A 25,465-nucleotide genomic window follows, 5' to 3' on the forward strand; every position below is an offset into this window, starting at 1 on the left:
CAACGATCAAATATAGGAAATAAAAAATGTATAAACACCCATTACTTAATCGCGACTTAATGACGCCAAGAGAGGCTTTAGATATTTTAGTGGAAGGTAATGCTCGTTTTATGAATAACTATTCAGACGATAAAGACTTTCAAAGTTTGCTGAATATCACTAAAGACAAGCAACATCCTTTTGCATCTTTTTTAAGTTGCAGTGACTCCCGTGCACCAGTTGAGCTTTTGTTTGACCAAGCTTTAGGTGATATTTTTAGTGTACGTTTGGCAGGTAACATTGCTTCTGATAAAGCTATTGGTAGTTTGGAGTTTAGTTCTAAATATCTTGGCAGTAAATTAATTGTAGTCATGGGCCATACTAGTTGTGGCGCCGTTAAAGCTGCGTGTGATGATTTTAAAGATGGCCATATTGGTGAAATTATTAACTTTATCAAGCCATCAATTCGCCATGAGAAATCTGTAGTGAATCTTGATGATAGAACTTCCAAAAATCCGGATTTTGTTGAAAAAATTAATGCACTGAACGTAAAGCATCAGATTGATACGATTATTCGCCAAAGCGATATCGTGAATGACATGATTGAAGCTAGACAGATTGCGATTGTTGGATCTATTTATGATCTTGCTACAGGTAAAGTTAACTTCTTAGAAGACACTTATGTTGGCTAATATTTAGCACGTAAAAAAAGCCGCCAGTTGGCGGCTTTTTTACGCATAAGCGATGATGAAGTGAGCTCTACTCTTTGTTGAATGTCAGTAGTTGTTCTGACTATTTCTTAGCGATGACCTTCTTTTGCCATGTTAATGCTGTATTTTGGAATTTCTACCACCAGGTCTTCTGTGCCAACAACGGCTTGGCATGAGAGCCTAGAGTTCGGTTCTAAGCCCCATGCTTTATCAAGCAAATCATCTTCTTGCTCTGTAGATTCGCTGAGTGATTTAAAACCCTCACGTACGATGACATGGCATGTTGTACATGCGCAGGCTTTGTCGCAGGCGTGATCGATATCAATATCATTGTTTAATAAGACATCACAGATAGATTCGCCAGTTTGTGCTTCAATAGCAGCGCCATCTGGACATAGTTCTACATGTGGCAGAATAATAATTTGTGGCATGTTGGTTTTCTCATATTACTGTCGTTGTCATTGGCTTTAGATCGCATGTGTTTAATGGCATGCGCAACATAAGCTTCATTAATCAGTGCGACATTGTTTTCAAAGTTATAAATCTAGATTTTCTAAACTCTTACCAGCAAGTGCACGACTCACGCTCGCGTTCATGCGGGCTGCGGCAAAGGCTTCCGTTGCGTGGTTGAGTGTGTCTACGGCTTGGTTAATCGCAGTAGCGTCGTTTGCCGCTGTCAGTTGTTGTAGCTTGTTAATTTCCAACTCAATTGCTTCAACTTCGGCAGGGCTAATCAGCTTGCTGTCTATCGCTAAAGCGGCAGTGACTGAGCTGATAATTGCACCAGCATTCACTCTTGCTTCAGCAAGCATGCGCGCTTTTTTGTCTTCTTCTGCGCTGTTAAATGAGGCTTTAAGCATGCTGGTGATTTCATCTTCTGTGAGTCCGTAAGAGGGCTTCACTGCAATGTGTGCTTCGATTCCTGTACTTTGCTCTCGGGCGGATACTGATAATAAGCCATCTGCATCTACCGTAAATGTGACACGAATTCGTGCCGCCCCTGCTGCCATCGGAGGTATACCACGCAATTCAAAACGGGCTAAGGAGCGACAGTCGCTGACCAGTTCTCGCTCACCTTGCACAACATGAACGCTCATTGCAGTTTGACCATCTTTATAAGTGGTGAACTCTTGGGCACGTGCGATGGGTAGTGTGCTATTACGATGAATCACTTTTTCTACAAGCCCCCCCATAGTTTCTAAGCCTAAAGAGAGTGGGGTAACGTCTAGTAGCAATAAATCATCGTCACTCTTGTTGCCAGCCAAGATATTTGCTTGAATCGCGGCGCCCAATGCAACCACTTTGTCAGGGTCTAAATTGGTGAGGGGCTCTTGTTGAAAGTATTCTTGTACTGCGTGTCTGATATGTGGCATACGCGTAGCACCACCGACAAGTACCACACCATTGATATCTTCAATGCTAAGCTTGGCATCACGCATGGCTTTGCGTGTTGGAGATAAGGTTTTGCTGACTAAGTGTTCGGTGACTTCAATCAATTGAGAGGCTGTAAGCGTCACATCTACCAATGTACCATTACTTAATTTACAAACAATTTGTGCTTCAAAGTTATCAGTGAGCCACTCTTTGGCTTGCCGAGCTTTTGTGAGCAAGAGTCTAGTATCTTCTTCTGTGAGTGGTGAAAAGTTTGCATTGTTTTCGCGTACTTTATCTAACACCCAGCAGTAGATGCGATGGTCAAAATCGTCACCGCCAAGTGCTGCGTCGCCATTGGTAGCAAGTACCTCAAATACACCTTTAGATAAGCGCAGGATAGAGACATCAAATGTGCCACCACCTAAATCGTAAATGACAAAAGTGCCTTCTGCTGCATTGTCTAAGCCATAAGCTACCGCTGCAGCCGTTGGTTCATTGAGTAAGCGTAATACATTTAACCCTGCTAAACGTGCGGCATCTTTGGTGGCTTGGCGTTGCGCATCATCAAAGTAAGCCGGCACAGTAATAACAGCACCCACTAATTCACCGCCTAGTGATTTTTCTGCACGTGCTTTAAGAGATTTTAAAATTTCAGCTGAAATTTCAACTGGTGTTTTAAGCCCAGCTCGAGTTTGTAGTTGTAAGCTTCGAGTAGTGGTTGAGTCAGTGCCTTCAAAAAATCGATACGGAATATGCGCTTTATTGGCGATGTCGTTTAAACTACGGCCCATAAAACGTTTGACTGATGTAATGGTATTGATTGGGTCTTCGCTTTGGTGCGCTTGTGCCTCGTGGCCAACGACAATGTCACCATTAGGCATGTAGCGCACAACAGAAGGCAGTAAAGCATGACCGAAATCATCTTGCAAAACGGTGCTCATGCCACTACGAACAGTGGCAATCAGTGAATTGGTAGTGCCTAGGTCGATGCCTACAGCAAGTCTGTGCTGATGTGGTGCGGCACTCATGCCTGGTTCTGAAATTTGGAGTAATGCCATAAGTTTACTAGTTGCTTATCTATTATTTGCTATATTTATGTGATTGCTATGCTAATGATATAGCTGTTTAATTCGCTAACTTTTAATCATCTAGATGTATTTAGTCATCTAACTGTTCGATGACTTGGTCAATGTCTGCACAAACTTTATCAATGAAGATAAGTTTACGAGTGACTGCTGTTGCCGAAGTTAGATCTTTCTTAATGTCCAGTAGCTCATGTAGCTCATTGACTAATAAATTAGTTTCTAATTTCAACTCGCCTGCAATCTCATCTAACTCAGTGATGCTACGTGCCATTTTTGCATCTTCAATGCGTTCACGCCACTCCATTTGCTGCATCAAGAACTCGGTAGGCATCGCAGTATTTGTCTCTGCGATGGCATCTATGCCATGCTGTTCTAGCATGTATTTAGCGCGTTTGGCAGGGCTTTTTAACACGCTGTAAGCTTCATTAGCTAAGGTTGCTAGTTGCATGGCTACGAGTTTTTCTGATGCTGGCGCACTGACAAATCGGTCAGGGTGGTTTGCAGATTGAGTTTTGCGGAAATTGCTTTCTAGCGTAGTTACATCAAGGTCAAACTGTTCTGCAATAGCAAATAGTTTAAAGTAGTTAATTGAGGTGCTCTGCATGTGCATCTATGTTTAAACAGTAAAGCTCTCACCACAGCCGCATTCATCTTTAACGTTAGGGTTGTTAAATTTGAAGCCTTCGTTCAAACCTTCTTTAGTAAAGTCTAACTCTGTACCGTCAATGTAAACCAAGCTTTTTGGATCAACAATTACTTTAACGCCATGGCTCTCAAAAGCAACATCCTCTGGCTGCATATCATCTACGAACTCTAGTGTGTAAGCCATCCCTGAACAGCCTGTGGTTTTAACGCCCAAGCGTAGACCTACGCCTTTACCACGATTTGCAAGAAATTTTTCAACGCGGCTTGCCGCTGTTTCTGTGAGTGTAATTGCCATGGTGCTTAAATTGATCCTTTTAAACTACTATTTTATACCACAAAGCCACGTTACTTTTTTTAACATGCTTTTTAGTGCCAGCATTAATAAGCGTCATTAGTTCAGCGCCGATATTTCTCGGTTAATGTCACTAGCTTGTGTGCCATGCTTCTTGCATAGCATGCTTATTAAGCCGCTTCTTTTGCCGCTTGCTTAGCTTTAATATCTGCTACGGCAGCTTTAATTGCATCTTCTGCTAGTACTGAGCAGTGAATTTTTACTGGAGGCAATGCAAGCTCTTCTGCAATTTCAGAGTTTTTAATGGCATAAGCCTCTTCAATGGTTCTACCTTTTAGCCATTCTGTGACTAATGAGCTAGAAGCAATCGCAGAGCCGCAACCATAAGTTTTGAATTTTGCATCTTCAATAATGCCGCTATCATTTACTTTGATCATTAGCTTCATTACATCACCACAAGCTGGTGCACCTACCATGCCAGTACCTACCTGTGGATCGTTTTTATCTAGTGAACCAACGTTACGTGGGTTCTCGTAGTGATCTAATACCTTATCTGAATATGCCATTTTGGTTCTCCTGTGATGAATTAAAATGCATCGCAAACTCTGCGTTGGCAAGCCTTGCCGTACTATTCGTACTGTCTGCAGCTTGCCGTCTTGATTTTGCTTCGCTTTTTAATTCATTTAATAATATAACTACTAAAAAACGTAGATTTACTTGTATAACTAAGCGGAAGTGCATGAAGTTTAGTTTTTCTAAACGAATGCGCTGTCACCATTAGTCAGTGAAGCAAAGAATATTTTTCTAATGCGCTGCCCATTCTACTTTTGACAAATCTACACCATCTTTAAACATTTCCCAAAGTGGTGATAGTTCTCTTAATTTATCAATTTTGCCCTTCATTAAACTGATGGTGTAATCTACATCTTCATCTGTTGTGAATCGACCAATTGAAAAACGGATTGAGCTATGTGCTAATTCATCACTACGGCCCAGTGCACGTAACACATAGCTAGGCTCTAGACTGGCTGATGTACATGCTGAGCCGCTAGAAACTGCAATGCCCTTTACCGCCATAATCAGTGATTCACCTTCAACATAGTTAAAACTAATGTTTAAATTATGTGGTATACGTTGCTCTAGGTCGCCATTGACATAAACTTCTTCAATATTTTGCAGACCATTAAGTAGTTTATCGCGTAAGCGACGGATACGAATATTTTCTTCATCCATTTCCTCACGTGCAATACGGAATGCTTCACCCATACCAACAATTTGGTGTGTTGCCAGTGTGCCTGAACGCATACCGCGCTCATGACCACCACCGTGCATTTGTGCCTCAATACGGATGCGTGGTTTACGACGCACGTACAGTGCACCAATACCTTTAGGGCCGTATGTTTTATGTGCACTAAAGCTCATTAAATCTACTGGCAATTTTTCTAGATCAATATGTACTTTGCCCGTTGCTTGCGCAGCATCCACGTGAAATATAATGCCATTTTCACGACAAATATTACCAATGGCGGTGATGTCTTGTATCACACCGATTTCGTTGTTCACTAACATGACAGAAGCTAGCACTGTATCAGGACGAATAGCCGCTTTAAATTTATCTAAATCCAGCAAGCCGCTTGGTTCTGGGTCTAGGTAAGTGGCTTCAAAGCCTTGACGTTCCAGTTCACGCACAGTATCAATGACCGCTTTATGCTCAGTGGTCACGGTAATAATATGCTTACCCTTGGCTGAGTAAAAATTAGCAGCGCCTTTAATAGCAAGGTTGTTAGACTCTGTCGCACCAGATGTCCAGACAATCTCACGAGGATCTGCGTTGACTAATTTAGCGACTTCTTCACGAGCGTTTTCTACCGCTTTTTCTGCTGTCCAGCCATAAGGATGGCTACGTGAAGCAGGGTTGCCAAAATGTTCTGTAATGTATGGAATCATTTTTGCGGCAACACGAGGATCGACAGGCGTAGTGGCTGAGTAATCCAAATAAATTGGATGAAGGTCATGCTCTGAGCCTTTCAATACTTGCATTTCAATTGATGCTGACATTTCTTAATTATCCTTACCTGTTACGTTATATATATTGTTAGCGCTGATATTGGCTGCTTATGCGGCAATACTAGTGAGCTGTTTTAATCTCAAAATTTCATTCTTAAGCGTTGTTAAAAAGTCTGTTACCTGTAATAAGGTGTTATGAGCACCAAAGCTCACACGCACCGCGCCGCGTGCTAAGTCTGGCGCAACTCCCATCGCTAATAACACGTGACTTGGCTCGGTGCTGTCACTCGAGCATGCTGAGCCACTAGCCACTGCAAAGCCTTTGCGATCTAATGCTGTCACTAATGTTTCACCTTCAATACCTTCTAATGCAAAAAAACTGGTATTCGGTATGCGTCGTGCACTACCACTAAATACTGTGACATTGAGTGATTTTAATCCATGCTCGAATGCATCACGTAACATTTGCGTATGACTGTTAAAGTCTGCCAAGTTTGCAACGGCAAGTTCACATGCCATCCCAAAGCCAACGATTGCTGCAACATTTTCTGTGCCACTACGTAAACCACGCTCTTGGCCACCGCCATGTAATAGTGGCTGTATATCAACACGTTTATCTAAAATTAATGCTGCTGCGCCTTGTGGGCCATGAATTTTATGGCTTGAAATCGTCATCGCATGCACGTTTAAATCAGTAAAATGAACAGGTATTTTACCTAGGCCCTGCACCGCATCGGTGTGTATAAAAGCGCCTGCCTTACGTGAGATTTCCGCAATCTCTGTCATGTTTTGGATCACGCCTGTTTCGTTATTGGCGAGCATCACTGACACAATACTGGTTGTTGTTTCAAGCGCTTGCTGTAATTGAGCAATATTTAATATGCCATTTGCATCTACGCCAATTTCACTACTTAACCATCCTACTTGCTGTAACGCTTTTGCCGGACGAGATATGCAAGGATGCTCAATGGCGCTATATAGAATCTGGCTTCCGACTTGGTTAGCGGCAATACCTTTTACTGCAAAGTTGTTCGCTTCAGTACCTGATGCGGTAAAAATCACTTGCGACGCATATGCACCACAAGCTTCAGCCACTTGCGCTCTCGCGTGTTCAACTGCATCTCGTGCTGACCTACCGAATATATGGCGGCTTGTTGGGTTGCCACTTTGGTTTAGCATCCATGGCAACATGCTTTCTAGCACACGCTGATCAAGCGCTGTCGTCGCGTTGTGATCTAAATAGATGCTAGACATGGGTTTAACCTAATCAAACTTTAGTTAACAACCGCGGTTGCTGTATTAATCGCTACACTTTTCTCGTGTGTGTTAGCTTTTTCATGAGTACCACTACAGTTGCGCGGCGTGATTAACACTTTTTGGCCACTTTGCTGTGATGCGACCATATCTGCTAGCGTGACACCTGCTAAGTATTCTAAAATTTTAGTGTTTAACGAAGACCATAAATCATGCGTCATGCAACGACCTTCATCTCGGCAATTTTCATGGCCACCGCATTGTGTAGCATCAATTTGTTCATCGACTGCATTAATGATTTCAGCCACTGAAATATCTGCATAATTTTTAGCCAAATTATAGCCGCCACCTGGGCCACGGATACTTTTGACTAAACCTTGTCTGCGCAAGCGACTGAACAACTGCTCTAAATATGAGAGAGAGATATCTTGGCGCTCACTAATACCAGCGAGCGTCACTGGTTTAGTTTCTGGTGCGTCTTTTGTCTCGTTGATCGCTAGGTCTAACATTGCTGTGACAGCAAATCGACCTTTAGTGGTTAATCGCATAATATTCTATATGGGTATGTATCATTGATGAACGAATTGTATAATTCCTTACAAATTTAGTCAACTATTATGCGGTTCAGTTCAACGCTTCCTGAATTAATTTAAAAACGGTCTAATCATTGCATGCTAATTGTATAGCTAGCTTAAGTTACGGCTTGCTATTTGTTGGGGGAACATTAAAGGCTTCAGCTACTTCTGTATCGCTATGTTCGTCAGTATTCAGGCGTGCTAGCTGAGTTTGCAGTTCAGTAATCGCTTGATCTTGTTTCGATGCATGATCAAGCAATGAGTGTATTGCTTTAATCATGGGGTCATTTTCATCATTACCAACTGCATAGGCCGCAAATCCAATTTTTTGTGCGGTTTCTTCGCGTTTTTTTGATTTTTCTTCCTCTAAAATACGTGCAGGAATACCCACCGCAGTTGCGTTTGCGGGCACATCTTTGACGACAACAGCATTGGAGCCGATTTTTGCGCCCTCACCAATTGTAATAGGGCCCAGTACTTTAGCGCCTGCGCCAATGACGACACCTGCTTCCAATGTTGGATGACGCTTACCTTTATTCCATGAAGTGCCACCTAGCGTAACACCGTGGTATAGCGTACAGTCGTTGCCAATAATCGCTGTTTCACCGATGACAACACCCATTCCGTGATCAATGAAAACACGACGTCCGATTGTAGCGCCTGGATGAATCTCGATCCCCGTGAACCAGCGACCTAAGTGTGACAAAAAGCGACCGAGCCAGAAAAAATTAGCCTTCCATAGCCAATGGCTCAGGCGGTGCATCAATAAAGCATGTACGCCAGGGTAGGTAGTTAAAATCTCCCAATGTGTGCGAGCAGCAGGGTCGCGCTCGAAAACGATAGAAATATCTTCTTTGATGTGGTCAAACATGAGGTTTGGCAATGGATTTAAATAGGACGTAATTATGCCATAAATCAACAATGGTTGACTAATTTACTAGGGCTCTGTGGTCAGCACGTTTTTCATTAATTTAGGATCAGTATGTAAGGGTGCTAAATCCATTAACTGACTAGCGCTGACCTGCATGATGGCTATATTTAGCATTGCTTTACTTGGCACTCGTTGTCAGTTGCAATGCCTAGTTTTTCGTTAAGTTGGTTTGCAGCGTCTTTGTCTAATTGATCAAGAAGGGTGGCTGTCTTGATTGCCTCATCTTTGTTACCAGATTCTGCCGCTATCATGCCTAAATATAATAATGCGTTAGCATGATATTTGTTGTCAGCATAAACTTGTCCGAAATGCTGCTGAGCATTTTTAGTTTCTTTAAGGTTGTATTCGGCAATGGCTAAGTAATTGAGCGCTTCGCTTGTTTTTGGCTCTAGTTGTAACCATTCTGTAGAAAGTTTTTTGAGTGTTACCCAGTCTTTGGTTTGATACGGTTGAATCACGCGCATGAAATAGGGGCGTTTTTCTTCAGGGGCATCCCAAAAAGGTAATTCACCTTTAGTATTAATGGCGATTTCAGGTTGTTTTAACAGATTTTTAATCCATTCAACTGGCATATTGTAATAAAACGCGTTCCGACCAGGACTTTTTAGGGTGATGATGCCTACTAGTTTGCCATCATCACTGAACATAGCGCCACCACTAGCGCCCAATCTAAAATCATTCGTAGTGCGGATAATCACGCTATCATCCATTGGGTATAGCGCTTTAACTGCACCGTAAGTGGTGAGCGGTCTAGGAGAGTTGTTGGGAAAGCTGATGGTGAAAACGGATTGCTCATATTGTAAGCTGGTACTTTCACCTAGCGTTACAATCGTTGTGTTTAAGCCATCAAAGCCGACAATGCACAGGTCGTGTTCCCAGTCTGCCTTTAGGCTAACGGCACGGTGGCTTTCACCAAATTTAATCACATTAATCGCATGGGCATTTGCCACAACATGGCAATTGGTGACTACTTGGTCTTTAGCGACCACAACGCCAGAACCTACACCATAGTGGCCGTTAGGAAGGATGACGCGAATTTTTACAACGCTAGATTTGAGTGCATATACCAAGCCGTCTGGCGGCGCCGCGACTGCAAGGTTTATCGTGAAAGTAAGACTAATGCTGAGTATGAAACCAAGGCCAAGTGTCAGTGTGCGCATCAGTGAGTCTCCAAAAGATGGATATAAGTAGTACCATTTTGGTAAGAGAATGTTGGTGATGAAAAGTTCTATTTTGGCATGTAAACCAATTGCTTAGTATGAGTTAAGCTTGTACGCTAGTGTTTTTACCTAACATCCACTGGTATGTGCTGTTATCGCTGGAGTTCCGCTGCCATTGTATACGTACTGCACAGCACACGCTGAAGGGGTGCTGGCTGATTCAATTCTCCAGCCTGCATCTCCGCCAGGGATGGCGGAATTGCCAAATCCGTAAAAAGTTAGTCCATTGTTTTCAATGGGAGCGTTGCTTAGATAGCATCCCGCGGTTGGGACGATAAAACCTTGTTGCAGAACGCCTATGCCATCGCACCATCGGTCTGGATAGCCACTCCAAACTCTAACATCAGTGCCATCTGCCAGTTGGATCCAAGTGATATTGGGTTGCTGACCAGCCGAGCCCATCCCTTTTATCATCACTTGACCTTCTACAAGGTGCATTGAACTGCGCACTGACCCAGCTAAGCTTTGTATAGATGCAACTCTTGCATCTCTATTTAGATTAATGAACCTAGGCAATGCTGTTGAAGCCAGAATCCCTGAGATGACAATGACCACAACTAGTTCGATTAGCGTAAAGCCACGTTGTCTAGAAACGTGGGCGCTAATATTGTTTTGTGGAATTCTAATTAAATTTTTAATAGATTTCTTATACATATTCCCAATAATGTATTGATACAAAATGTATTGATCAAGTACATGTTGTCATTATCAAACACTTAATTAATATAAGGTTATTGTGGTTGCAAATGTATACTTTTTTATTCTAGTGTACTGCCTGGTTTAGTATTTGTCGTGTTTTTTTGGCGTGATTGATAAAGTTAGGATCCCTCTTAATAGATTGACTTCCTCCTTCTCTAGTTTTGCACGAGCGTATATGCGGCGTATGCGCTCACTGAGCTTTTTGGGAGCAGTTGGATTTAGATAACCAATTTTGATGAGCGTGTCTTCCAAATGTGCATAAAAACCTTCAAGCGCCTCATTGGTGGCGAGTTCTGGTTGGTTTGTTGGACCCTCTAGTTTGCCATCTAATATAGCCATGCGGATTTCATATGTCATGACTTGTACTGCTGCAGCAAGGTTGAGTGAAGAGTATTCTGGGTTTGCCGGAATCATCGCGAGTAGTTGGCAGCAATCAAGCTCTGCGTTTGAAAGACCACTCATTTCTGTACCAAATACAAGGGCAATGGGTTGATTGTGTGCGATAGAGACCGCACGCTCTGCGGCTTCACGCACGTTAACTAGCTCATGAGAAATTTGTCTTTTACGTGCGCTCATGCCGATGGCTAATACACAGCCAGTAAGGGCCTCTTGCAGGCTAGTGCAAACTGTTGCCGTTTCTAGTAGGTCAGCAGCGCCAGTAGCAAGTGAGGTGGCTTGTGGGTCAGGAAAGTGTAACGGATTAACCAAATATAAATGGTTTAAACCCATGGTTTTCATGGCGCGTGCTGTAGAGCCAATGTTGCCAGGATGACTGGTTTGGCATAAAACGACACGAATGTGATTGAAAATATTTTGTTTATCCACTTGGCTGGCCTAATTTGTTAAAAATTATTCACTTAGCGAACCTTAATTTGATATAAGAATTTGGTATTAAGGTCGATAAAAGCTAAAATAGCATTTTATCAGCTCTTTTAGAAAATCTAGTCATGCATCCAATGCTATCTATCGCAGTAAAAGCCGCTCGTGAAGCGGGACGTATCATTAACCGAGCCTCGCAAGACGTAGGTTCTATCAGCATTCAAACTAAAAACTATAACGATTTTGTCAGTGAAGTGGACAGGTCAGCCGAGCAGGCGATTATTGATGTATTAAAAGATGCGTATCCTGACCATGGTTTTTGGGGTGAAGAAAGCGGACATGATAATCATGAAGCCGATAACATTTGGATTATTGACCCATTAGATGGCACGACCAACTTTTTACATGGTTTTCCACAATATTGTATTTCAATTGCTTTGCAGCAAAAGGGTGTGCTTACTCAAGCGGTGATTTACGACCCAGTGCGTAATGATTTGTTTACCGCAACCAAAGGTCGTGGCGCATTTTTAAATGACAAGCGTATTCGTGTGACTAACCGTAGTAAGTTACAGGACTCACTGATTGCAACCGGTTTCCCATTCCGTGACTTTACACACTTAGATACTTACTTGGGTATGTTAAAAGACATGATCAAGAAAACAACAGGTATCCGCCGTCCGGGTTCGGCTGCATTGGATTTGGCTTATGTTGCAGTGGGTTGGGTGGATGGTTTCTTTGAAATCAACCTATCACCTTGGGATATTGCTGCAGGTGGCCTGATTGTGCAAGAAGCGGGAGGTATCGTAGGTGATTTTGAGGGTAATGAGAGTTGGATTGAAACAGGTAATATTGTGGCAGCCAACCCAAAAGTGTTTGCACAAATGTTACAGACATTGAACCCTCACCTAACAGATGCACTGAAGACGCCTAAAAACGCTTAATTCTTTGATTTCAATGCGCCTGCCAGGCTTTGGCAGGCGTTCTCAATAGATTCAACGCTATGTTGAATTGTTACAAAAGCTGATTACCATCATAAAATCGCAGTAGAACCGATGTCTCTAACTAATACTGAATTAGCTCAGTTAAGTTTGGTTGGTTTGAATTTTATTAATTTGCGTAGGTCTTTTTAGCCATGTGATTTTGAATCATTGGCTTTACTCTGTAGGCTGTTTCTGCATTAACGTTAGCTTGTTATTATCGTTTGATGTGGATGTCATCTCAGTAGATGCATTCATATACTCAATATCATCAAGCTAAATATTGATCACAGTATTAGACTATTATTTAGTAGGCTAACAAATAAATCTTATAAGCGTGCTGTTAATCTAAAAAATTATCCTGTTTGCAATGGAACTTCAATATGAATAATAAAGAGAATAAAAATACTAATTTGATGGAACAAGTGTTCGAGCAGTATGCGCGTCATGATGATGCACCAAGATTAATTGCAGAGTTGTTGGCGCAGATTCGCCCAGAGAAGCCAGAGCAAACTGATTCCGCGATAAAATCAATACAAGCATTGTGTTATTTATTAAGCACGGATGCAGAAAAAGCGCGTCAGCTCAGAAGTGCCATTTTATTACTGTTAAGTGCGTATAACCCGATTTCACTATTTTTAATTGCACGCCATTCAGTGTTTACTGGATTTTTTTCTGAGATGCGGAGAAGAATCTCGCACAAGATTCTGCCAGAGGCGATAGATGATAGTTATTTGGTTGATCTATTTGCAGTTTTCTTCACAAAGACGACTGATGAAATCTGGGTGAGTGCTGTGCCAGATGATGTGTGGTCGCAACTGATTAAAGTGATGCGCTTTGACTTAGCCGATAAAGCGCTTAGTTTATCTTGCCAGCAGAACTTGTTTGCGGCATCGCAAGTGCTTTCTTACAGAACCGCTGCACTTGGATTAGAGCCGGAGTTGTTGCGAAATTACCCTGAGCTAGAGCAACATAGTTCACCATTTGTCATGCAGCAGGCTGAGTTGGCTGAGTTTATGGGGGCGCAAGATGTAGATGATGCGCACACAGATATCAAGCATATTTTGGTCATGTTAGATCAATGTAAGGTGATTGTTGCAAAAGTCAGAAGGAACAGTGCGCTTACCGGGACGAGTATTCATCTAACGCAACTGTTGCAACGCATACTAAGACAGATTGAACGACTAGAAGAGCTACTTGGTATTTTGCACTGCTTTCAACATGACCAACCTGCAGATACTGTGATTGTAAAATTGTTTAAGGACTTGGTTTACAGCGAGTGCCATAAGAATGACCTTCATGAGTATTGGCAAGAAAGCATGGAGGTCATGGCCGTCCGTGTGACTGAAAATGCAAGCCGTGCTGGTGAGCATTACATCACGGAAAATCGTAGTGAGTACTTTGCACTGATGCGCTCAGCAATGGGAGCTGGAGTGATTATTGCCATGATGGCAATGTTTAAAATTGTGATCGCTAAACACCACTTTGCACCGTTAGCTGAAGCTATATTCTTCAGTTTGAATTATGGTATTGGTTTTATGATAATACATATCTTTCATTTTACGGTGGCGACTAAGCAGCCGGCGATGACCGCAGCTGCCATTGCTGCCACTATTGATAATGCTTCTGATGGTAAAACTAAAGATATGCATAATTTAGTGACCACAGTGACCAATACGATGCGTAGTCAGGCAGTAGCTATTTTTGGTAATGTGGTAGTAGCGATTCCAGTAGCCATGTTACTTTCTTGGGCTGTGCTTTATTTGTCTGGGCAACACTTTGTGACGCCAGATAAAGCCCATCGACTACTGGGTGATATTCATCCACTTACTAGTGGTGCATTCTTTTACGCGGCCATTGCCGGTGTCTGTTTGTTTCTATCAGGTTTAATTGCTGGTTATCATGATAATTTGGCAGTGTATAACAAGATTCCTCAGCGCTTAAAAGCGATTAAGTGGTTGCAACGTCTTTTGGGTGTGGAGCGTTTAGCGCGAGTTGCACATTATGTAGAACACAACTTAGGCGCATTAGCCGGTAACTTCTATTTTGGCTGCTTACTAGGCGGGATGGGGTCTGTTGGCGTGTTGTTAGGACTGCCGATTGATATTCGGCATATTTCGTTTTCCTCTGCGTTTGTAGGGTTCGCCAGCTTTAGTTTAGATTTTATGCTAACTTGGCAAGCTGTTGCCTTTGCGGCGCTAGGTCTTGCTTTGATTGGGCTTGGTAATTTGATGGTGAGCTTTAGTTTGGCGCTGTATGTGGCAATGAAATCTAGAAAAGTACGTTTTAATGATTGGCGACTATTGTTGCGTCATTTAGGTAGTCGGCTCAATCAGCATCCTGCTGAGTTTATATTTCCACCAAAAAATGTAGCGCCAGAAGCATTGGTTAAGCAAGTTGAACCAGAGTAGGTTGCTACCATGTAGCCGCTGAATTAGACGATTAGGTTTGATGAATGACAGGTTTTCGTTTGCCTGCCATTCATCATGATTTTATCTATTAAAAACTATCCCAATGTCCATTAACGGCATCAGCAGCTCGGATTTTATGGAGATGTTGCTGAGGAATGTTCGTCGGTAGTTTTGCGATACGATGCATACTAATGACATTATCTGTCTGCTTAAGGTGATGCTCATCCAGTTTAAATACACTCACCGCATCGGCCAAAGCGCTTGCTTGTTCTAATAGTGATTGTGCGGCAGCGGTTGCTTCCTCTACCAGTGAGGCATTTTGTTGCGTCACTTCGTCCATGCTTGTCATGGCTGCGTTGACTTGGTCTATTCCAGTGCTTTGTTCTATAGATGCGGCGGCGATTTCACTAATGATGTCTGCAACCTGTTTAACTGAAGCGACGACTTCTTCCATGGTTTTACCTGCATTTTCCACTTGCTTTGTTCCTTCGTAGGTTTTAGTAACAGAGTCGTTAATAAGCCCCTTAATTTCTTTAGCCGCACCAGCTGAGCGTTGTGCCAAACTTCTTACTTCACCAGCGACTACCGCAAAACCACGACCTTGCTCACCGGCTCTTGCCGCTTCAACCGCGGCATTGAGTGCGAGAATGTTAGTTTGAAATGCAATGCTATCAATTACGCTAATAATGTCTTCAATCTTGCGTGCACTTTCATTAATAGCGGTCATAGTAACGACAGCGTCTGAAACGACCAAGCCACCTTTGACAGCAACTCCTGAAGCATTTAATGCCAGTTGATTGGCGCGTTTGGCATTATCTGCATTTTGTTTAACAGTAGAGGCTAGTTCCTCCATGCTGGCTGCAGTTTCCTCTAAACTGGCCGCTTGTTTTTCGGTGCGTGCAGATAGATCATTATTGCCTGAGGTAATTTCTGCTGCAGCGGTGTTAATAGTTTCAACAGATGATTTCACAGTGGCAATCGGACCTACAATCATTTCTAGTGTTTCGTTAACACCCTCTACTATCTTTCTGAAGTCACCTGAGTGTGTATTTGCATCAACACGTACTGAAACTCTTCCGTCATGTGCTGCATCAGATAGTGTATTGATATCAGTGACTAAGGCGTTAATCGAGGTGATGCAGGTGTTGAGGTTATCTTTAATGTGATTGAAGTCACCATTGAAATTTTCTGTTATTTTTTCAGGAATATCACCACGTGCGATGAGTTCTAAGTGATTGGCGGCCATATTGAGCGGTGTGACAATAGCATCTAGTGTCGCATTGAGGCCTTCAATCACTTTACGGTATTCACCAAGATGCTTTGTGCTGTCCGCACGAATTGTTAAAGCACCAGCCTCTGTACTGCTTGCTAATAAGCTTGCATCAGACACGAGTGCTTTGATGGCAAGCCCGCAAGCGTTTAGGTTGTTTTTGATGATGTTGAAATCGCCTTGGTAGTCATCAGTGATTTCTGCAGGAATATGACCTTTAGATAAGTTGTCCACATAATTTGCCGCCATGGTGAGTGGGGTGATGATTGCGTCTAGTAGCTCATTGATGCCACTACTAATATCTCGAATCACGCCTGTTGGTAATGTATTAGTGTCGATCCTCTTACTGAGGTTGCCTGCAACCGCTTGTTGGATAAGCTCTGCTACATTTTTTTCCGCAATCACTTCCGCAGTGCGGTTGTTCCATTGTGTCATAGTACCTAATGCATAACCGTCGGTTTCATCATATACAGGATTAATCACTAACTGCAGGTGTTGATCCGCAATCGTGGTGTCGATGACTTTCTGTTCATTTTGAATGCTAGAGAACGCTTCACGATCTGTAGCATCTTCCAAATATTGGTCTAGGCGTTTGCCCATCATGGACGATGGAGAAAAGTCTGGATGATGCTTTTGGATGCCAGTGCTCATGTTGCTAAATAGCGTTTTTGCTGCATTATTAAGATAGATGAGTCTGTTATCTTGATTTGATAACGTGACGGCAATCGATGCTTGGTCTAGCGTCGATTTAATACGATGGATACTGCTGACAGTTTCTTTATGGTCGAAATCAAGTCTGGTTTTGAGTGCATGGTAAGCATCGACAACATCGGTTAGCTCATCTCTGTGTGTTGATCTAGGCACTAGCTTGTTGTTCATCTCCTCAGCGCTTTCTCGCAAGTTACTGCCAATCGCACGCAAGCGTGGAATAATCGAGCGATTGAGGTTCCAGCCAAGTAATCCACATATCATGAGTGCGACAATAATAAATGCAATCGCGTAATTTCTATGCTTTATGTAATTAAGTTGTGTCGTTTCATATTCAGTGGCAACACCAGCATAGTGCAGATTAATCAGTTGGTTGAGGCTTTCAGTCAGAGGGTCAATCGCTTTATAAACATCGGAGGTATTGAAGGTCATCAGTCGTTCTATGTCATCAGCGCGGATAATTCCTTGCAGTAAAACAGCAGATTCTAATGCTGTATCAAATAGAGGTTGAATTTCTTTCGCTAATTGTGACTCTGCTTCGTCATGAGGGCTTGCTAAATACTCTTTCCACTGCTTATCTAATACTAGCAGCGCTTGGTCAACATTAGCTGCCGCGTCGCTGGATGCAATAATGCCTCTTTGTAACTTCTGAGCAGTGCTTACAATATTGTTGCTGTACATGTCGTTGATGATTTTTAATTGTTTTAATGGCAATACTCTGTTCTTGTAAACGTTTTCTAAACCATTGTTACTTTCTTTAATCCCAGATACGCCACTAAAGCCAAGCATACAAGTGGTGAGTGCAACCATCATAAAAATACATGCAATTTTATTGTTAATGGTGATGCGATTACTAAACTCTCTCACTCTTCTTAACATTGCCGTATGCCAGCGCTCTTCATGTTTGATTGCGCGGTAGTGCTCACGTGCTTTTTCAACTTGCTCAGAACTTGCTTTTTTGCTTACAGAGATATAGCCAACCACTACTCCTTTTTCACGGACAGCCGTGACGCAGGAGTAAACCCAAAAGTGGTCACCATTTTTACAGAGGCCAAGCTCTACACCAATCCATGGTTTTTTAGCTTGTAGTGTCTTCCATATATCAGTCAGTACTTCTGATGGCATATCCGGGTGATGGATGATGCTTTGCTTTTGTCCAATTAAGTCTTGCTCACTAAACCCGCTCACTTCCATAAAGTCGCGGTTGATGTAAGTGATTTTTCCTTCTAAATCAGTTTTTAAGACGATGGAAACTGATTCGTTAATCTCACGTTCACTTTGCGTTAATGTGATATCTTTTTTCATTACACACCTTTTATTATTTGAGTAACTAACAATTGAATAGATCTGGTTGATGACGATGGCTTGGCAATTTCTTTGTACTCGCTAATGTGCCGTCATGGTTGATGTGGTTATGCTGCCATTTCCACCATAGATTCTTGTGGGCTGCGCCGCTCTATGAAAAGGCTATTGCCTGAAATGGCCTTGGCTTGTTTTTTTGCATTGACGCACGCGGTTGAAACCTCGTGGTGTGAGTGATAAAGCGTCGAGTCAACAATCAGCGCACCAATAGAAAGGCTAATAAATGGATGAAATCGTTGATCACCTTGACGGTCTTGTGTAGTGATCCCGCCATTTGTTTGATCTTGTGCTGAGTAAAATGATGGGAATGTTTTTGCAATATGAGATAACAATGTATCGCAACGACTTTCCCAATTTCTGCTTTGAAACAACACGATAAAATCATCACCGCCAATGTGCCCAACAAAGTCATACGGGCCACAGGCATCTGAAAGTAGCTGACCTGTTTTCTGGATGACTTCATCGCCTTTTTTATAGCCATACACATCATTAAAAGGCTTAAAGTGATCCAAATCGCAATAGCAAGCAACAAATGGCGTCCCTGATTGTAATAAGCTATCAATTTGCTCACTAATCGGTACATTGCCAGGCAATAAAGTCAGTGGATTAGCGTAGCGTGCAGTGTCTATCTGCATTTTAGTAATCAACCTAAGTAAGTCATGACCACTGGCCATGCCGATATATTGGGTATTTTCTGTAATGATGAACCCAGCAGAAAGATGGTGCGGTTTGCTTTGCAATATTAAGTCGCTGAGGTCTTTAAGACTGGTATCTTTGTCTACGATGAGTGCAGATTTGTCCATCATCATTTCACATGGGCGCTGGCCATATAGTTCCCTGCGAAAAGGACGTGCATAATCGTTAATCATGACTGAGCGATTGATTAGCCCAACAGGCTTTCCATCCAGTACTACAGGGATAGAGTAAAGCTCTGCATTTTCGTCGAACATTTTAAACACATCTTCGTTATGGCATTGGGGGCCAACAGGCGCCATTTGTTTCAGCAGTTTTTCGACAGTCGCTCTATTTTGTAATAGATTCTCACGCTCTATTTCAAATCTAACCAGTTGATTAGTGATATCTGGTGATGCCTGATGTAAAGGATCGGCATGCGGTCTAGCAATGTGATAACCTTGGCTATAGGCGATACCTAAGTCTCTAATTGCCATCAGTTGTTCATGGGTTTCTATTCCCTCGGCGATCACTTTGGCGCCTGATTTAGCAGCAATCTCTTGAATTGATCGAGCAAACTGCATTTTCACTGGGTCTAGATGAATGTTTTGCGTGAAATGTTTGTCTATTTTCACGTAGTCAGGACGAATCTCAGACCATAAGCGTAGCCCAGAAAAACCTTCACCTAGGTCATCGATGGCAATTTCAAAGCCCATATTTCGATAGTGGTGGGTTGCATCACGCATAAGCTGGTAATCCAGTGTTTGTGCGTTTTCTGTTAGCTCAATAATGACTTGATTAGGCTGTAGGCCAAGTGCTTGGATGTATTTAAGTGTTTCGCCTGATTTTGAGTATTTATGTAATAAGATATCAGGGCTAATATTAAGAAATATTTTGCCAGGTAGTTGGAGGCTGGCAAAAGCTTCTAGTACGGTTTGGCGAGCAAGGTACTCTAACTCTGCAACCAAGCCACATTTTCTCGCCATCGCAAATAAAGCCATTGGCGTGTGAAGCACACTGTTAATTGGGCCTCTGATTAGGCCTTCATAACCAATAAACTTGCTTTGCTGCATATCGAGTATTGGTTGAAAAACAGCGGTGAGCTGTTTGCCTTGGATAATGTCATGTAGGTGTAGGCAGGCAGCCTCATGAGAGCATGCTGTATCAGTCAGGGTACTCATTCAAATCTCTTATTTATTAATTTGAGTAGGCATGTTGACTTACCAATATGACATAAAAGTGACAGTTTGATGAATATTGCAAGTGTTCTGAGTTAGCTGAGGTGTGATGCCGAAACGTAGTATTTTTTAATGCATAATTCAACTCAGTATTTAAATTAAAGCGTATTTAAAAGTCAGATTAGTCACGAGTTAAGTGCTTTCATTTGAGCGTGATAGGTTAAAATCAAACTTAATTAAAAATCTGTGAATTGTTGAATGACTATCGCACCATCTTCTAATGTTTCTGGCTCTTTAACTCCCAACGAAAGCCATACGCCTATGATGCGCCAGTACCTTGGCTTAAAGGCACAGCATCCTGATATGTTGCTGTTTTATCGCATGGGAGACTTCTATGAGCTGTTTTTTGAAGATGCTGAAAAAGCGGCTAGGTTGCTTGGTATTACCTTAACGCATCGTGGAAGCAGTAATGGGCAACCCATCAAAATGGCAGGGGTGCCTTATCATGCGGCTGAGCAATATTTAGCTAAACTCGCGAAAATGGGTGAGGCGGTCGCTATCTGCGAGCAAGTGGGTGATCCCGCCACCAGTAAAGGCCCCGTGGCACGTGAAGTGGCACGTATTTTAACGCCAGGTACGCTCACCGATGCTGCATTGTTAGATGAATCTCGTGATAACCAATTACTGAGTATTTTTCAGGCGAATGGTGTTGTTGGACTGGCGCGCCTGAATCTAGCTTCAGGCAGTTTTATTCTGAGCGAAATTGCCGTAGGTCTATTGGGGCAGGAGCTCGAGCGTATCGCGCCTAGTGAAGTATTACTTTCGGATGATTTTCAACACAGCTCGTTAAGTGCTAGCAAAGTGGCTACACGTCGCTTAAGTACATGGCAGTTTGATTTTGATAGTGCATTTACTACGCTGACTAAACAATTTAATACTTACGATTTAAATGGTTTTGGCTGTGCTGATATGCATCCTGCGATTTGTGCGGCAGGCGCCTTGCTTGATTATGTGAAACATACACAACGCACCACTTTGCCACATATTAATGCTTTAAGCGTAGAAACGACCACCGCTTATTTGCAACTAGATGCCGCAACTAGACGCAACCTTGAAATTGACATGACCTTACGCGGTGAGGCTAGCCCCACGCTGTATTCATTGCTTAATACTACACAAACCGCAATGGGTGCACGCCTGTTAAGACATTGGTTGCACCATCCCTTGCAAGACCGTAGTTTAGTCATGAAGCGTCATGAGGCTGTTGCTGATTTAATACATACCAACCAATACATTCATATAAGACAGACCTTAAAGTCTGTGGCTGACATTGAACGTATCACGGCACGTGTTGCCCTTAAAACAGCTCGCCCTAGAGATTTATCTGGTTTGGCTGTTAGCCTACAACAGTTACCTTTATTGCAAGCGCAACTTAATCTGCAATCTGCCAGTTTATTGCAAACTTTAGCGGCCAATCTAATGCCACCAGCAGTTGTAATGAACCTGCTTGTCACCGCTATTAAAACGGAGCCTAGTGTGGTGCTTCGTGAGGGCAGTGTGATCGCGGATGGCTATGATGCGGAGTTGGATGAGCTACGTGCGATGCAAACGAATCATGGTGAATTTTTGTTGCGATTTGAAGCGGCAGAAAAAGAGCGAACAGGTATTACTAACCTGAAGGTGGAGTATAACAGTGTGCATGGTTTCTATATTGAAATGAGCCGTGCACAGGCGGAAAGTGCACCAGCAGAGTACAGACGCCGCCAAACCTTAAAAAATGTTGAGCGCTTCATTACGCCAGAGCTCAAAGCATTTGAAGATAAAGTATTGAGTGCAAATGAACGTGCATTAGCTCGTGAAAAAATGTTGTATGAACAAGTGTTAGTGCAGCTTGGGCAGTATATCTTGGCACTGCAAACCAATGCAGGCGCTGTGGCTAGTTTAGATGTGCTATGTTGTTTTACTGAGCGTGCGATCACCTTAAACTATGTAGCGCCTACTTTTATAATAGAAGCTGGATTAGAAGTCGTGAACGGTCGACACCCTGTTGTTGAGCAGATTTCTGTGCAAACTTCAGGTCAGCCGTTTATTGCTAATGATGTGACACTTAATCCATACCGCCAACTATTGCTGATTACTGGGCCGAATATGGGCGGTAAATCTACCTTTATGCGTCAAACCGCATTGATTGTATTGCTGGCGTACTGTGGCTGTTATGTACCAGCGACTTCAGTAAAAATTGGTGAGATTGACCGTATCATGACACGTATCGGTGCATCAGATGACTTGGCGGGAGGGCGTTCGACCTTTATGGTGGAAATGACCGAAACGGCGAATATTCTACATAACTCAACAGATAAGAGTTTAGTGCTGTTAGATGAAATCGGGCGCGGCACCTCTACATTTGACGGATTAAGCCTAGCTTGGGCGGTTGCCAAGCAGTTATTAGAGAAAAATCGTGCCTATACTTTGTTTGCAACGCATTATTTTGAGCTAACACGTATTGTTGATGAGTTTAAATATGCAGCGAATGTACATTTAGATGCAGTTGAACATGGCAATAGCATAGTGTTTATGCATAAAGTAGAAGAAGGCGCGGCTAATCAGAGTTATGGATTACAAGTTGCTCAGTTGGCGGGGATTCCTAAGCCCGTTATTAGTGCAGCAAAAAGAAAATTAGCGCAATTAGAGTTAAATCAAGTCGCAAATCAAGATGCAACAGCAGTGCCGCAAGTTGATATGTTCATGATGAACGAGCAAGTCGTAGAGGTCCCATTGCATCCTGTACTCACTGAATTGGAGTCATTGCAAGTGGATGATCTCACGCCTAAGCAGGCTTTAGATCTGCTATATAGGCTAAAAGCGACTGTTAATCAAACATGAGTATAGATTCTCTGCTTTCTTGAAAGTTGGCAGACATAAAAAGCGATACGTATTAATCTTGGTGCGCATCATTGAAGTGCGTTCTATCTGGATACAAGACTGTGCATTTGCACCTTATTTGTGCGAACAATCATCACTGAAGTTATTTTCTGAATCTCCTGCAGCGCGCTATTCCATATTAAACAAGTGGTTATGCTGGTATTAAATAGTTGGCACACCTATTGCTTATACTAGATTAGTCGATTGAGTTAAGCAGCTATGTTAAAAGTAATGATTGTTGATAATAATTTGGAGCGTGTTAAACCACTCAAGCAGTCTTTGCTTGATAACGGTTACGATGTCATCGCTCATCTTAGAGATACCATCAACTTAAATGATGCATGCAGTAAATTACAACCAGATGTGGTGGTGATTGATACAGACTCACCAAGTCGTGACACATTAGAGCACATTTGTGTCATGACAATGAATGACCCTCGTCCTGTGATGATGTTTACACATGATGGCGATAAAGAGCAGATTAAATTGGCAACGCAGGCAGGTGTGTGTGCTTATGTGGTGGGTACTTTACCAAATGAGCGTTTGCAACCAGTGATTGATGCGGCGGTTGCTAGGTTTGAGGAATTTAAGAATTTACGGACTGCCTTGCAGGAGGCAAATACCAAGTTAAGCGAACGTAAAGTGATTGAACGTGCAAAAGGTTTGATCATGAAACAGCGCAACGTTGATGAAAACGAAGCGTATAGCATGTTAAGAAAAATGGCGATGGAAAAGCATACGCGCATCGGGTCTTTAGCAGCACAGATAGTTGAAGCGGCACAATTGCTACTTTAGCTGGTAACTAAGAATTTGGTGGTGGTTGAGTCCAAAAGTCCAATGAAGGACTAGTGAGCTAAATCATCCAAGCAGTAAAAAAGAGCCAATGGTGGCTCAGATCATGTAATACAAGACAAAGGCGTCTTGATAAGCAATCAACTCTTTTATTTAAGAGCTGGTTCAACTTATCAGACGCCTTTTTTTATGAATTTTTTAGATTGTTTGGATTATTTTAGGAGAACTAAGATGGGCAATGACAATATCAGTAACAAAGAAAGTAAATTAGGTCAGCAATCGAATTTGGTGGTTGATTCAGCACGTCGTGACTTTTTTAAAATGAGTGCAATGGGTGCACTAGGTGCTGCAGCGATGATGGGTTTAGTGCCAAATGGTATTCGCACACAAGCTTACGCGGCAGGTTCTGACGCCCCAGAAATTACCAATGTCAAAATTGGTTTTATTCCACTCACAGACTGTGCACCAATTATCGTGGCAGCTGAAATGGGTTTTGATAAGAAATACGGCATCAAAATTACCCCTTCAAAAGAAGCGTCTTGGGCCGCCGTGCGCGATAAAGTTTCTAATGGCGAGTTACATGCAGCACATATTCTGTACGGTATGGTATACGGTGTACAGCTAGGTATTGGTGGACAGCAAAAAGATATGGCGGTCTTGATGGGCTTAAACCATAACGGTCAAGGCATCACGCTTTCTAATCAGCTCAAAGAAAAAGGTGTGAAAGACGGTAAAAGTCTTAAGCGCTTAATTGATAACGAAAACCGTGACTATACATTTGCACAAACATTCCCAACAGGTACCCATGCAATGTGGTTGAACTATTGGCTAGCTGCAAATGGTATTCACCCAGTGAAAGATGTTAAAAATATTGTCGTACCACCGCCACAAATGGTGGCCAATATGCGTATCGGCAATATGGATGGCTACTGCGTGGGTGAGCCTTGGAATGCTAGGGCAATTTTCGACAAAGTAGGCTTCACTGTTGCAACAACGCAAGATATCTGGGTAGATCACCCTGAAAAAGTATTGGGAGCTACAGCGGAGTTTGTAGAGAAAAACCCAAATACTGCACGTGCCATGATGATGGCGATTCTTGATGCATGTCGTTATATCGATGCCGCAGAAAATCGTGCAAAAGTGGCTAAGTTAATTTCAGGTAAAGCCTACGTCAATGCACCAGAGCAAGTGATTGCAGGCCGCTTTGTGGGTGATTACGACAATGGTAACGGTAAGGTATGGAAAGATCCTAACTACATGAAGTTCTTTGATGATGGCAAAGTGAACTATCCATTCTTATCAGATGGCATGTGGTTCTTAACACAACACAAACGTTGGGGCTTGCTCAAATCTGACCCTGATTACTTAGGTGTTGCAACGAAGATCAACCAAGTAAAACTTTACTCAGAGGCCGCATCGCAATTAGGTATTAATGTTCCAAAAAGCGCAATGCGCAGTAGTAAGTTAATGGATGGCGTAGTGTGGGATGGTTCTAACCCAGCTGCTTATGCTGCATCGTTCAAGATTAAAGTGTAGGCCATGATGTATTGCACAAATAGAGTTGCGCCTTAAGGAGTTGAAAT

20 protein-coding genes are annotated in these 25,465 nt (G+C 42.5%); 6 read left to right on the forward strand and 14 right to left on the reverse strand.

Features of this window, described 5'->3' with window-relative positions; all coding sequences use genetic code 11:
- The first annotated feature begins 26 nt into the window (after positions 1-26).
- Entirely contained in the window at positions 27-671 is a 645-nt protein-coding gene (locus A391_RS0104890; protein WP_019897758.1) for a carbonic anhydrase, read from the forward strand.
- 107 nt (positions 672-778) lie between these two features.
- Here the strand turns inward: A391_RS0104890 and fdx are convergent, their stop codons facing one another.
- From fdx to A391_RS0104960, 12 genes are all read right to left on the reverse strand, one after another.
- Entirely contained in the window at positions 779-1,120 is a 342-nt protein-coding gene (gene fdx, locus A391_RS0104895) for an ISC system 2Fe-2S type ferredoxin (RefSeq protein WP_019897759.1), read from the reverse strand.
- Positions 1,121-1,225: 105 nt separating this feature from the next.
- Positions 1,226-3,121, reverse strand: coding sequence for a Fe-S protein assembly chaperone HscA (gene hscA, locus A391_RS0104900; protein WP_019897760.1), 1,896 nt, complete (start codon positions 3,119-3,121; stop codon positions 1,226-1,228).
- Between the two features lie 100 nt (positions 3,122-3,221).
- Positions 3,222-3,752, reverse strand: coding sequence for a Fe-S protein assembly co-chaperone HscB (hscB, locus tag A391_RS0104905; protein ID WP_029144006.1), 531 nt, complete (start codon positions 3,750-3,752; stop codon positions 3,222-3,224).
- A gap of 12 nt (positions 3,753-3,764) precedes the next feature.
- Positions 3,765-4,088 carry an iron-sulfur cluster assembly protein IscA gene (gene iscA / locus A391_RS0104910; protein ID WP_019897762.1) on the reverse strand — a complete coding sequence of 108 codons (324 nt, stop codon included), beginning with the start codon at positions 4,086-4,088 and terminating at the stop codon, positions 3,765-3,767.
- 167 nt (positions 4,089-4,255) lie between these two features.
- Positions 4,256-4,651 carry a Fe-S cluster assembly scaffold IscU gene (iscU, locus tag A391_RS0104915; RefSeq protein ID WP_019897763.1) on the reverse strand — a complete coding sequence of 132 codons (396 nt, stop codon included), beginning with the start codon at positions 4,649-4,651 and terminating at the stop codon, positions 4,256-4,258.
- A gap of 238 nt (positions 4,652-4,889) precedes the next feature.
- Entirely contained in the window at positions 4,890-6,143 is a 1,254-nt protein-coding gene (locus A391_RS0104925) for an IscS subfamily cysteine desulfurase (protein WP_019897766.1), read from the reverse strand.
- A gap of 57 nt (positions 6,144-6,200) precedes the next feature.
- The gene (locus tag A391_RS0104930; RefSeq protein ID WP_019897768.1) at positions 6,201-7,346 is read right to left on the reverse strand and encodes a cysteine desulfurase family protein; all 1,146 of its coding nucleotides are present in this window, start codon (positions 7,344-7,346) and stop codon (positions 6,201-6,203) included.
- Positions 7,347-7,366: 20 nt separating this feature from the next.
- Positions 7,367-7,894, reverse strand: coding sequence for a Fe-S cluster assembly transcription factor (locus A391_RS0104935; RefSeq protein WP_019897770.1), 528 nt, complete (start codon positions 7,892-7,894; stop codon positions 7,367-7,369).
- Between the two features lie 148 nt (positions 7,895-8,042).
- A complete protein-coding gene (gene cysE, locus A391_RS0104940; protein WP_019897772.1) occupies positions 8,043-8,792 on the reverse strand; it encodes a serine O-acetyltransferase in 750 nt (249 codons plus the stop codon).
- 167 nt (positions 8,793-8,959) lie between these two features.
- On the reverse strand, positions 8,960-10,012 hold the full coding sequence (locus A391_RS0104950) for a trypsin-like peptidase domain-containing protein (protein WP_019897775.1): 1,053 nt from the start codon (positions 10,010-10,012) through the stop codon (positions 8,960-8,962).
- A 129-nt stretch (positions 10,013-10,141) separates the two neighbouring features.
- Complete coding sequence (locus tag A391_RS14685; RefSeq protein ID WP_019897776.1) at positions 10,142-10,726, reverse strand: type II secretion system protein; 585 nt, start codon at positions 10,724-10,726, stop codon at positions 10,142-10,144.
- Positions 10,727-10,852: 126 nt separating this feature from the next.
- Positions 10,853-11,596, reverse strand: a complete 744-nt coding sequence (locus tag A391_RS0104960) for an RNA methyltransferase (RefSeq protein ID WP_019897778.1) — start codon at positions 11,594-11,596, stop codon at positions 10,853-10,855.
- Positions 11,597-11,718: 122 nt separating this feature from the next.
- On the opposite strand from A391_RS0104960, the gene A391_RS0104965 reads away from it, so the two are divergent.
- Both A391_RS0104965 and A391_RS0104970 read left to right on the forward strand, forming a co-directional pair.
- A complete protein-coding gene (locus A391_RS0104965) occupies positions 11,719-12,531 on the forward strand; it encodes an inositol monophosphatase family protein (protein WP_019897779.1) in 813 nt (270 codons plus the stop codon).
- A gap of 419 nt (positions 12,532-12,950) precedes the next feature.
- Positions 12,951-14,978: a site-specific recombinase gene (locus A391_RS0104970; RefSeq protein WP_019897780.1), complete on the forward strand. Its 2,028-nt coding sequence runs from the start codon at positions 12,951-12,953 to the stop codon at positions 14,976-14,978.
- Between the two features lie 88 nt (positions 14,979-15,066).
- Here the strand turns inward: A391_RS0104970 and A391_RS0104975 are convergent, their stop codons facing one another.
- Complete coding sequence (locus tag A391_RS0104975) at positions 15,067-18,261, reverse strand: methyl-accepting chemotaxis protein (RefSeq protein ID WP_019897782.1); 3,195 nt, start codon at positions 18,259-18,261, stop codon at positions 15,067-15,069.
- A gap of 107 nt (positions 18,262-18,368) precedes the next feature.
- On the reverse strand, positions 18,369-20,171 hold the full coding sequence (locus A391_RS0104980) for a GGDEF domain-containing protein (protein WP_019897784.1): 1,803 nt from the start codon (positions 20,169-20,171) through the stop codon (positions 18,369-18,371).
- Between the two features lie 255 nt (positions 20,172-20,426).
- Between A391_RS0104980 and mutS the strand changes: the two genes are divergently transcribed.
- The 3 genes from mutS (at position 20,427) to A391_RS0104995 (ending at position 25,418) form a co-directional block, all read left to right on the forward strand.
- Positions 20,427-23,051: a DNA mismatch repair protein MutS gene (gene mutS / locus A391_RS0104985; protein ID WP_019897786.1), complete on the forward strand. Its 2,625-nt coding sequence runs from the start codon at positions 20,427-20,429 to the stop codon at positions 23,049-23,051.
- 270 nt (positions 23,052-23,321) lie between these two features.
- On the forward strand, positions 23,322-23,885 hold the full coding sequence (locus A391_RS0104990) for an ANTAR domain-containing response regulator (RefSeq protein ID WP_232416138.1): 564 nt from the start codon (positions 23,322-23,324) through the stop codon (positions 23,883-23,885).
- A 228-nt stretch (positions 23,886-24,113) separates the two neighbouring features.
- Positions 24,114-25,418 (forward strand): CmpA/NrtA family ABC transporter substrate-binding protein, encoded by a 1,305-nt coding sequence (locus A391_RS0104995; protein ID WP_019897789.1) that lies wholly within the window; start codon positions 24,114-24,116, stop codon positions 25,416-25,418.
- Positions 25,419-25,465: the final 47 nt, after the last annotated feature.

The sequence above is a fragment of the Methylotenera mobilis 13 genome (assembly GCF_000384255.1).
Lineage (GTDB): Bacteria > Pseudomonadota > Gammaproteobacteria > Burkholderiales > Methylophilaceae > Methylotenera > Methylotenera mobilis_B.

Excerpts from the sequence above, each read along its gene's own strand:
- A391_RS0104890 (WP_019897758.1), top strand. The coding sequence starts at position 27 with ATGTATAAACACCCATTACTTAATCGCGACTTAATGACGCCAAGAGAG.
- fdx (WP_019897759.1), bottom strand. The coding sequence starts at position 1,120 with ATGCCACAAATTATTATTCTGCCACATGTAGAACTATGTCCAGATGGC.
- hscA (WP_019897760.1), bottom strand. The coding sequence starts at position 3,121 with ATGGCATTACTCCAAATTTCAGAACCAGGCATGAGTGCCGCACCACAT.
- hscB (WP_029144006.1), bottom strand. The coding sequence starts at position 3,752 with ATGCAGAGCACCTCAATTAACTACTTTAAACTATTTGCTATTGCAGAA.
- iscA (WP_019897762.1), bottom strand. The coding sequence starts at position 4,088 with ATGGCAATTACACTCACAGAAACAGCGGCAAGCCGCGTTGAAAAATTT.
- iscU (WP_019897763.1), bottom strand. The coding sequence starts at position 4,651 with ATGGCATATTCAGATAAGGTATTAGATCACTACGAGAACCCACGTAAC.
- A391_RS0104925 (WP_019897766.1), bottom strand. The coding sequence starts at position 6,143 with ATGTCAGCATCAATTGAAATGCAAGTATTGAAAGGCTCAGAGCATGAC.
- A391_RS0104930 (WP_019897768.1), bottom strand. The coding sequence starts at position 7,346 with ATGTCTAGCATCTATTTAGATCACAACGCGACGACAGCGCTTGATCAG.
- A391_RS0104935 (WP_019897770.1), bottom strand. The coding sequence starts at position 7,894 with ATGCGATTAACCACTAAAGGTCGATTTGCTGTCACAGCAATGTTAGAC.
- cysE (WP_019897772.1), bottom strand. The coding sequence starts at position 8,792 with ATGTTTGACCACATCAAAGAAGATATTTCTATCGTTTTCGAGCGCGAC.
- A391_RS0104950 (WP_019897775.1), bottom strand. The coding sequence starts at position 10,012 with ATGCGCACACTGACACTTGGCCTTGGTTTCATACTCAGCATTAGTCTT.
- A391_RS14685 (WP_019897776.1), bottom strand. The coding sequence starts at position 10,726 with ATGTATAAGAAATCTATTAAAAATTTAATTAGAATTCCACAAAACAAT.
- A391_RS0104965 (WP_019897779.1), top strand. The coding sequence starts at position 11,719 with ATGCATCCAATGCTATCTATCGCAGTAAAAGCCGCTCGTGAAGCGGGA.
- A391_RS0104970 (WP_019897780.1), top strand. The coding sequence starts at position 12,951 with ATGAATAATAAAGAGAATAAAAATACTAATTTGATGGAACAAGTGTTC.
- A391_RS0104975 (WP_019897782.1), bottom strand. The coding sequence starts at position 18,261 with ATGAAAAAAGATATCACATTAACGCAAAGTGAACGTGAGATTAACGAA.
- A391_RS0104980 (WP_019897784.1), bottom strand. The coding sequence starts at position 20,171 with ATGAGTACCCTGACTGATACAGCATGCTCTCATGAGGCTGCCTGCCTA.
- mutS (WP_019897786.1), top strand. The coding sequence starts at position 20,427 with ATGACTATCGCACCATCTTCTAATGTTTCTGGCTCTTTAACTCCCAAC.
- A391_RS0104990 (WP_232416138.1), top strand. The coding sequence starts at position 23,322 with ATGATTGTTGATAATAATTTGGAGCGTGTTAAACCACTCAAGCAGTCT.
- A391_RS0104995 (WP_019897789.1), top strand. The coding sequence starts at position 24,114 with ATGGGCAATGACAATATCAGTAACAAAGAAAGTAAATTAGGTCAGCAA.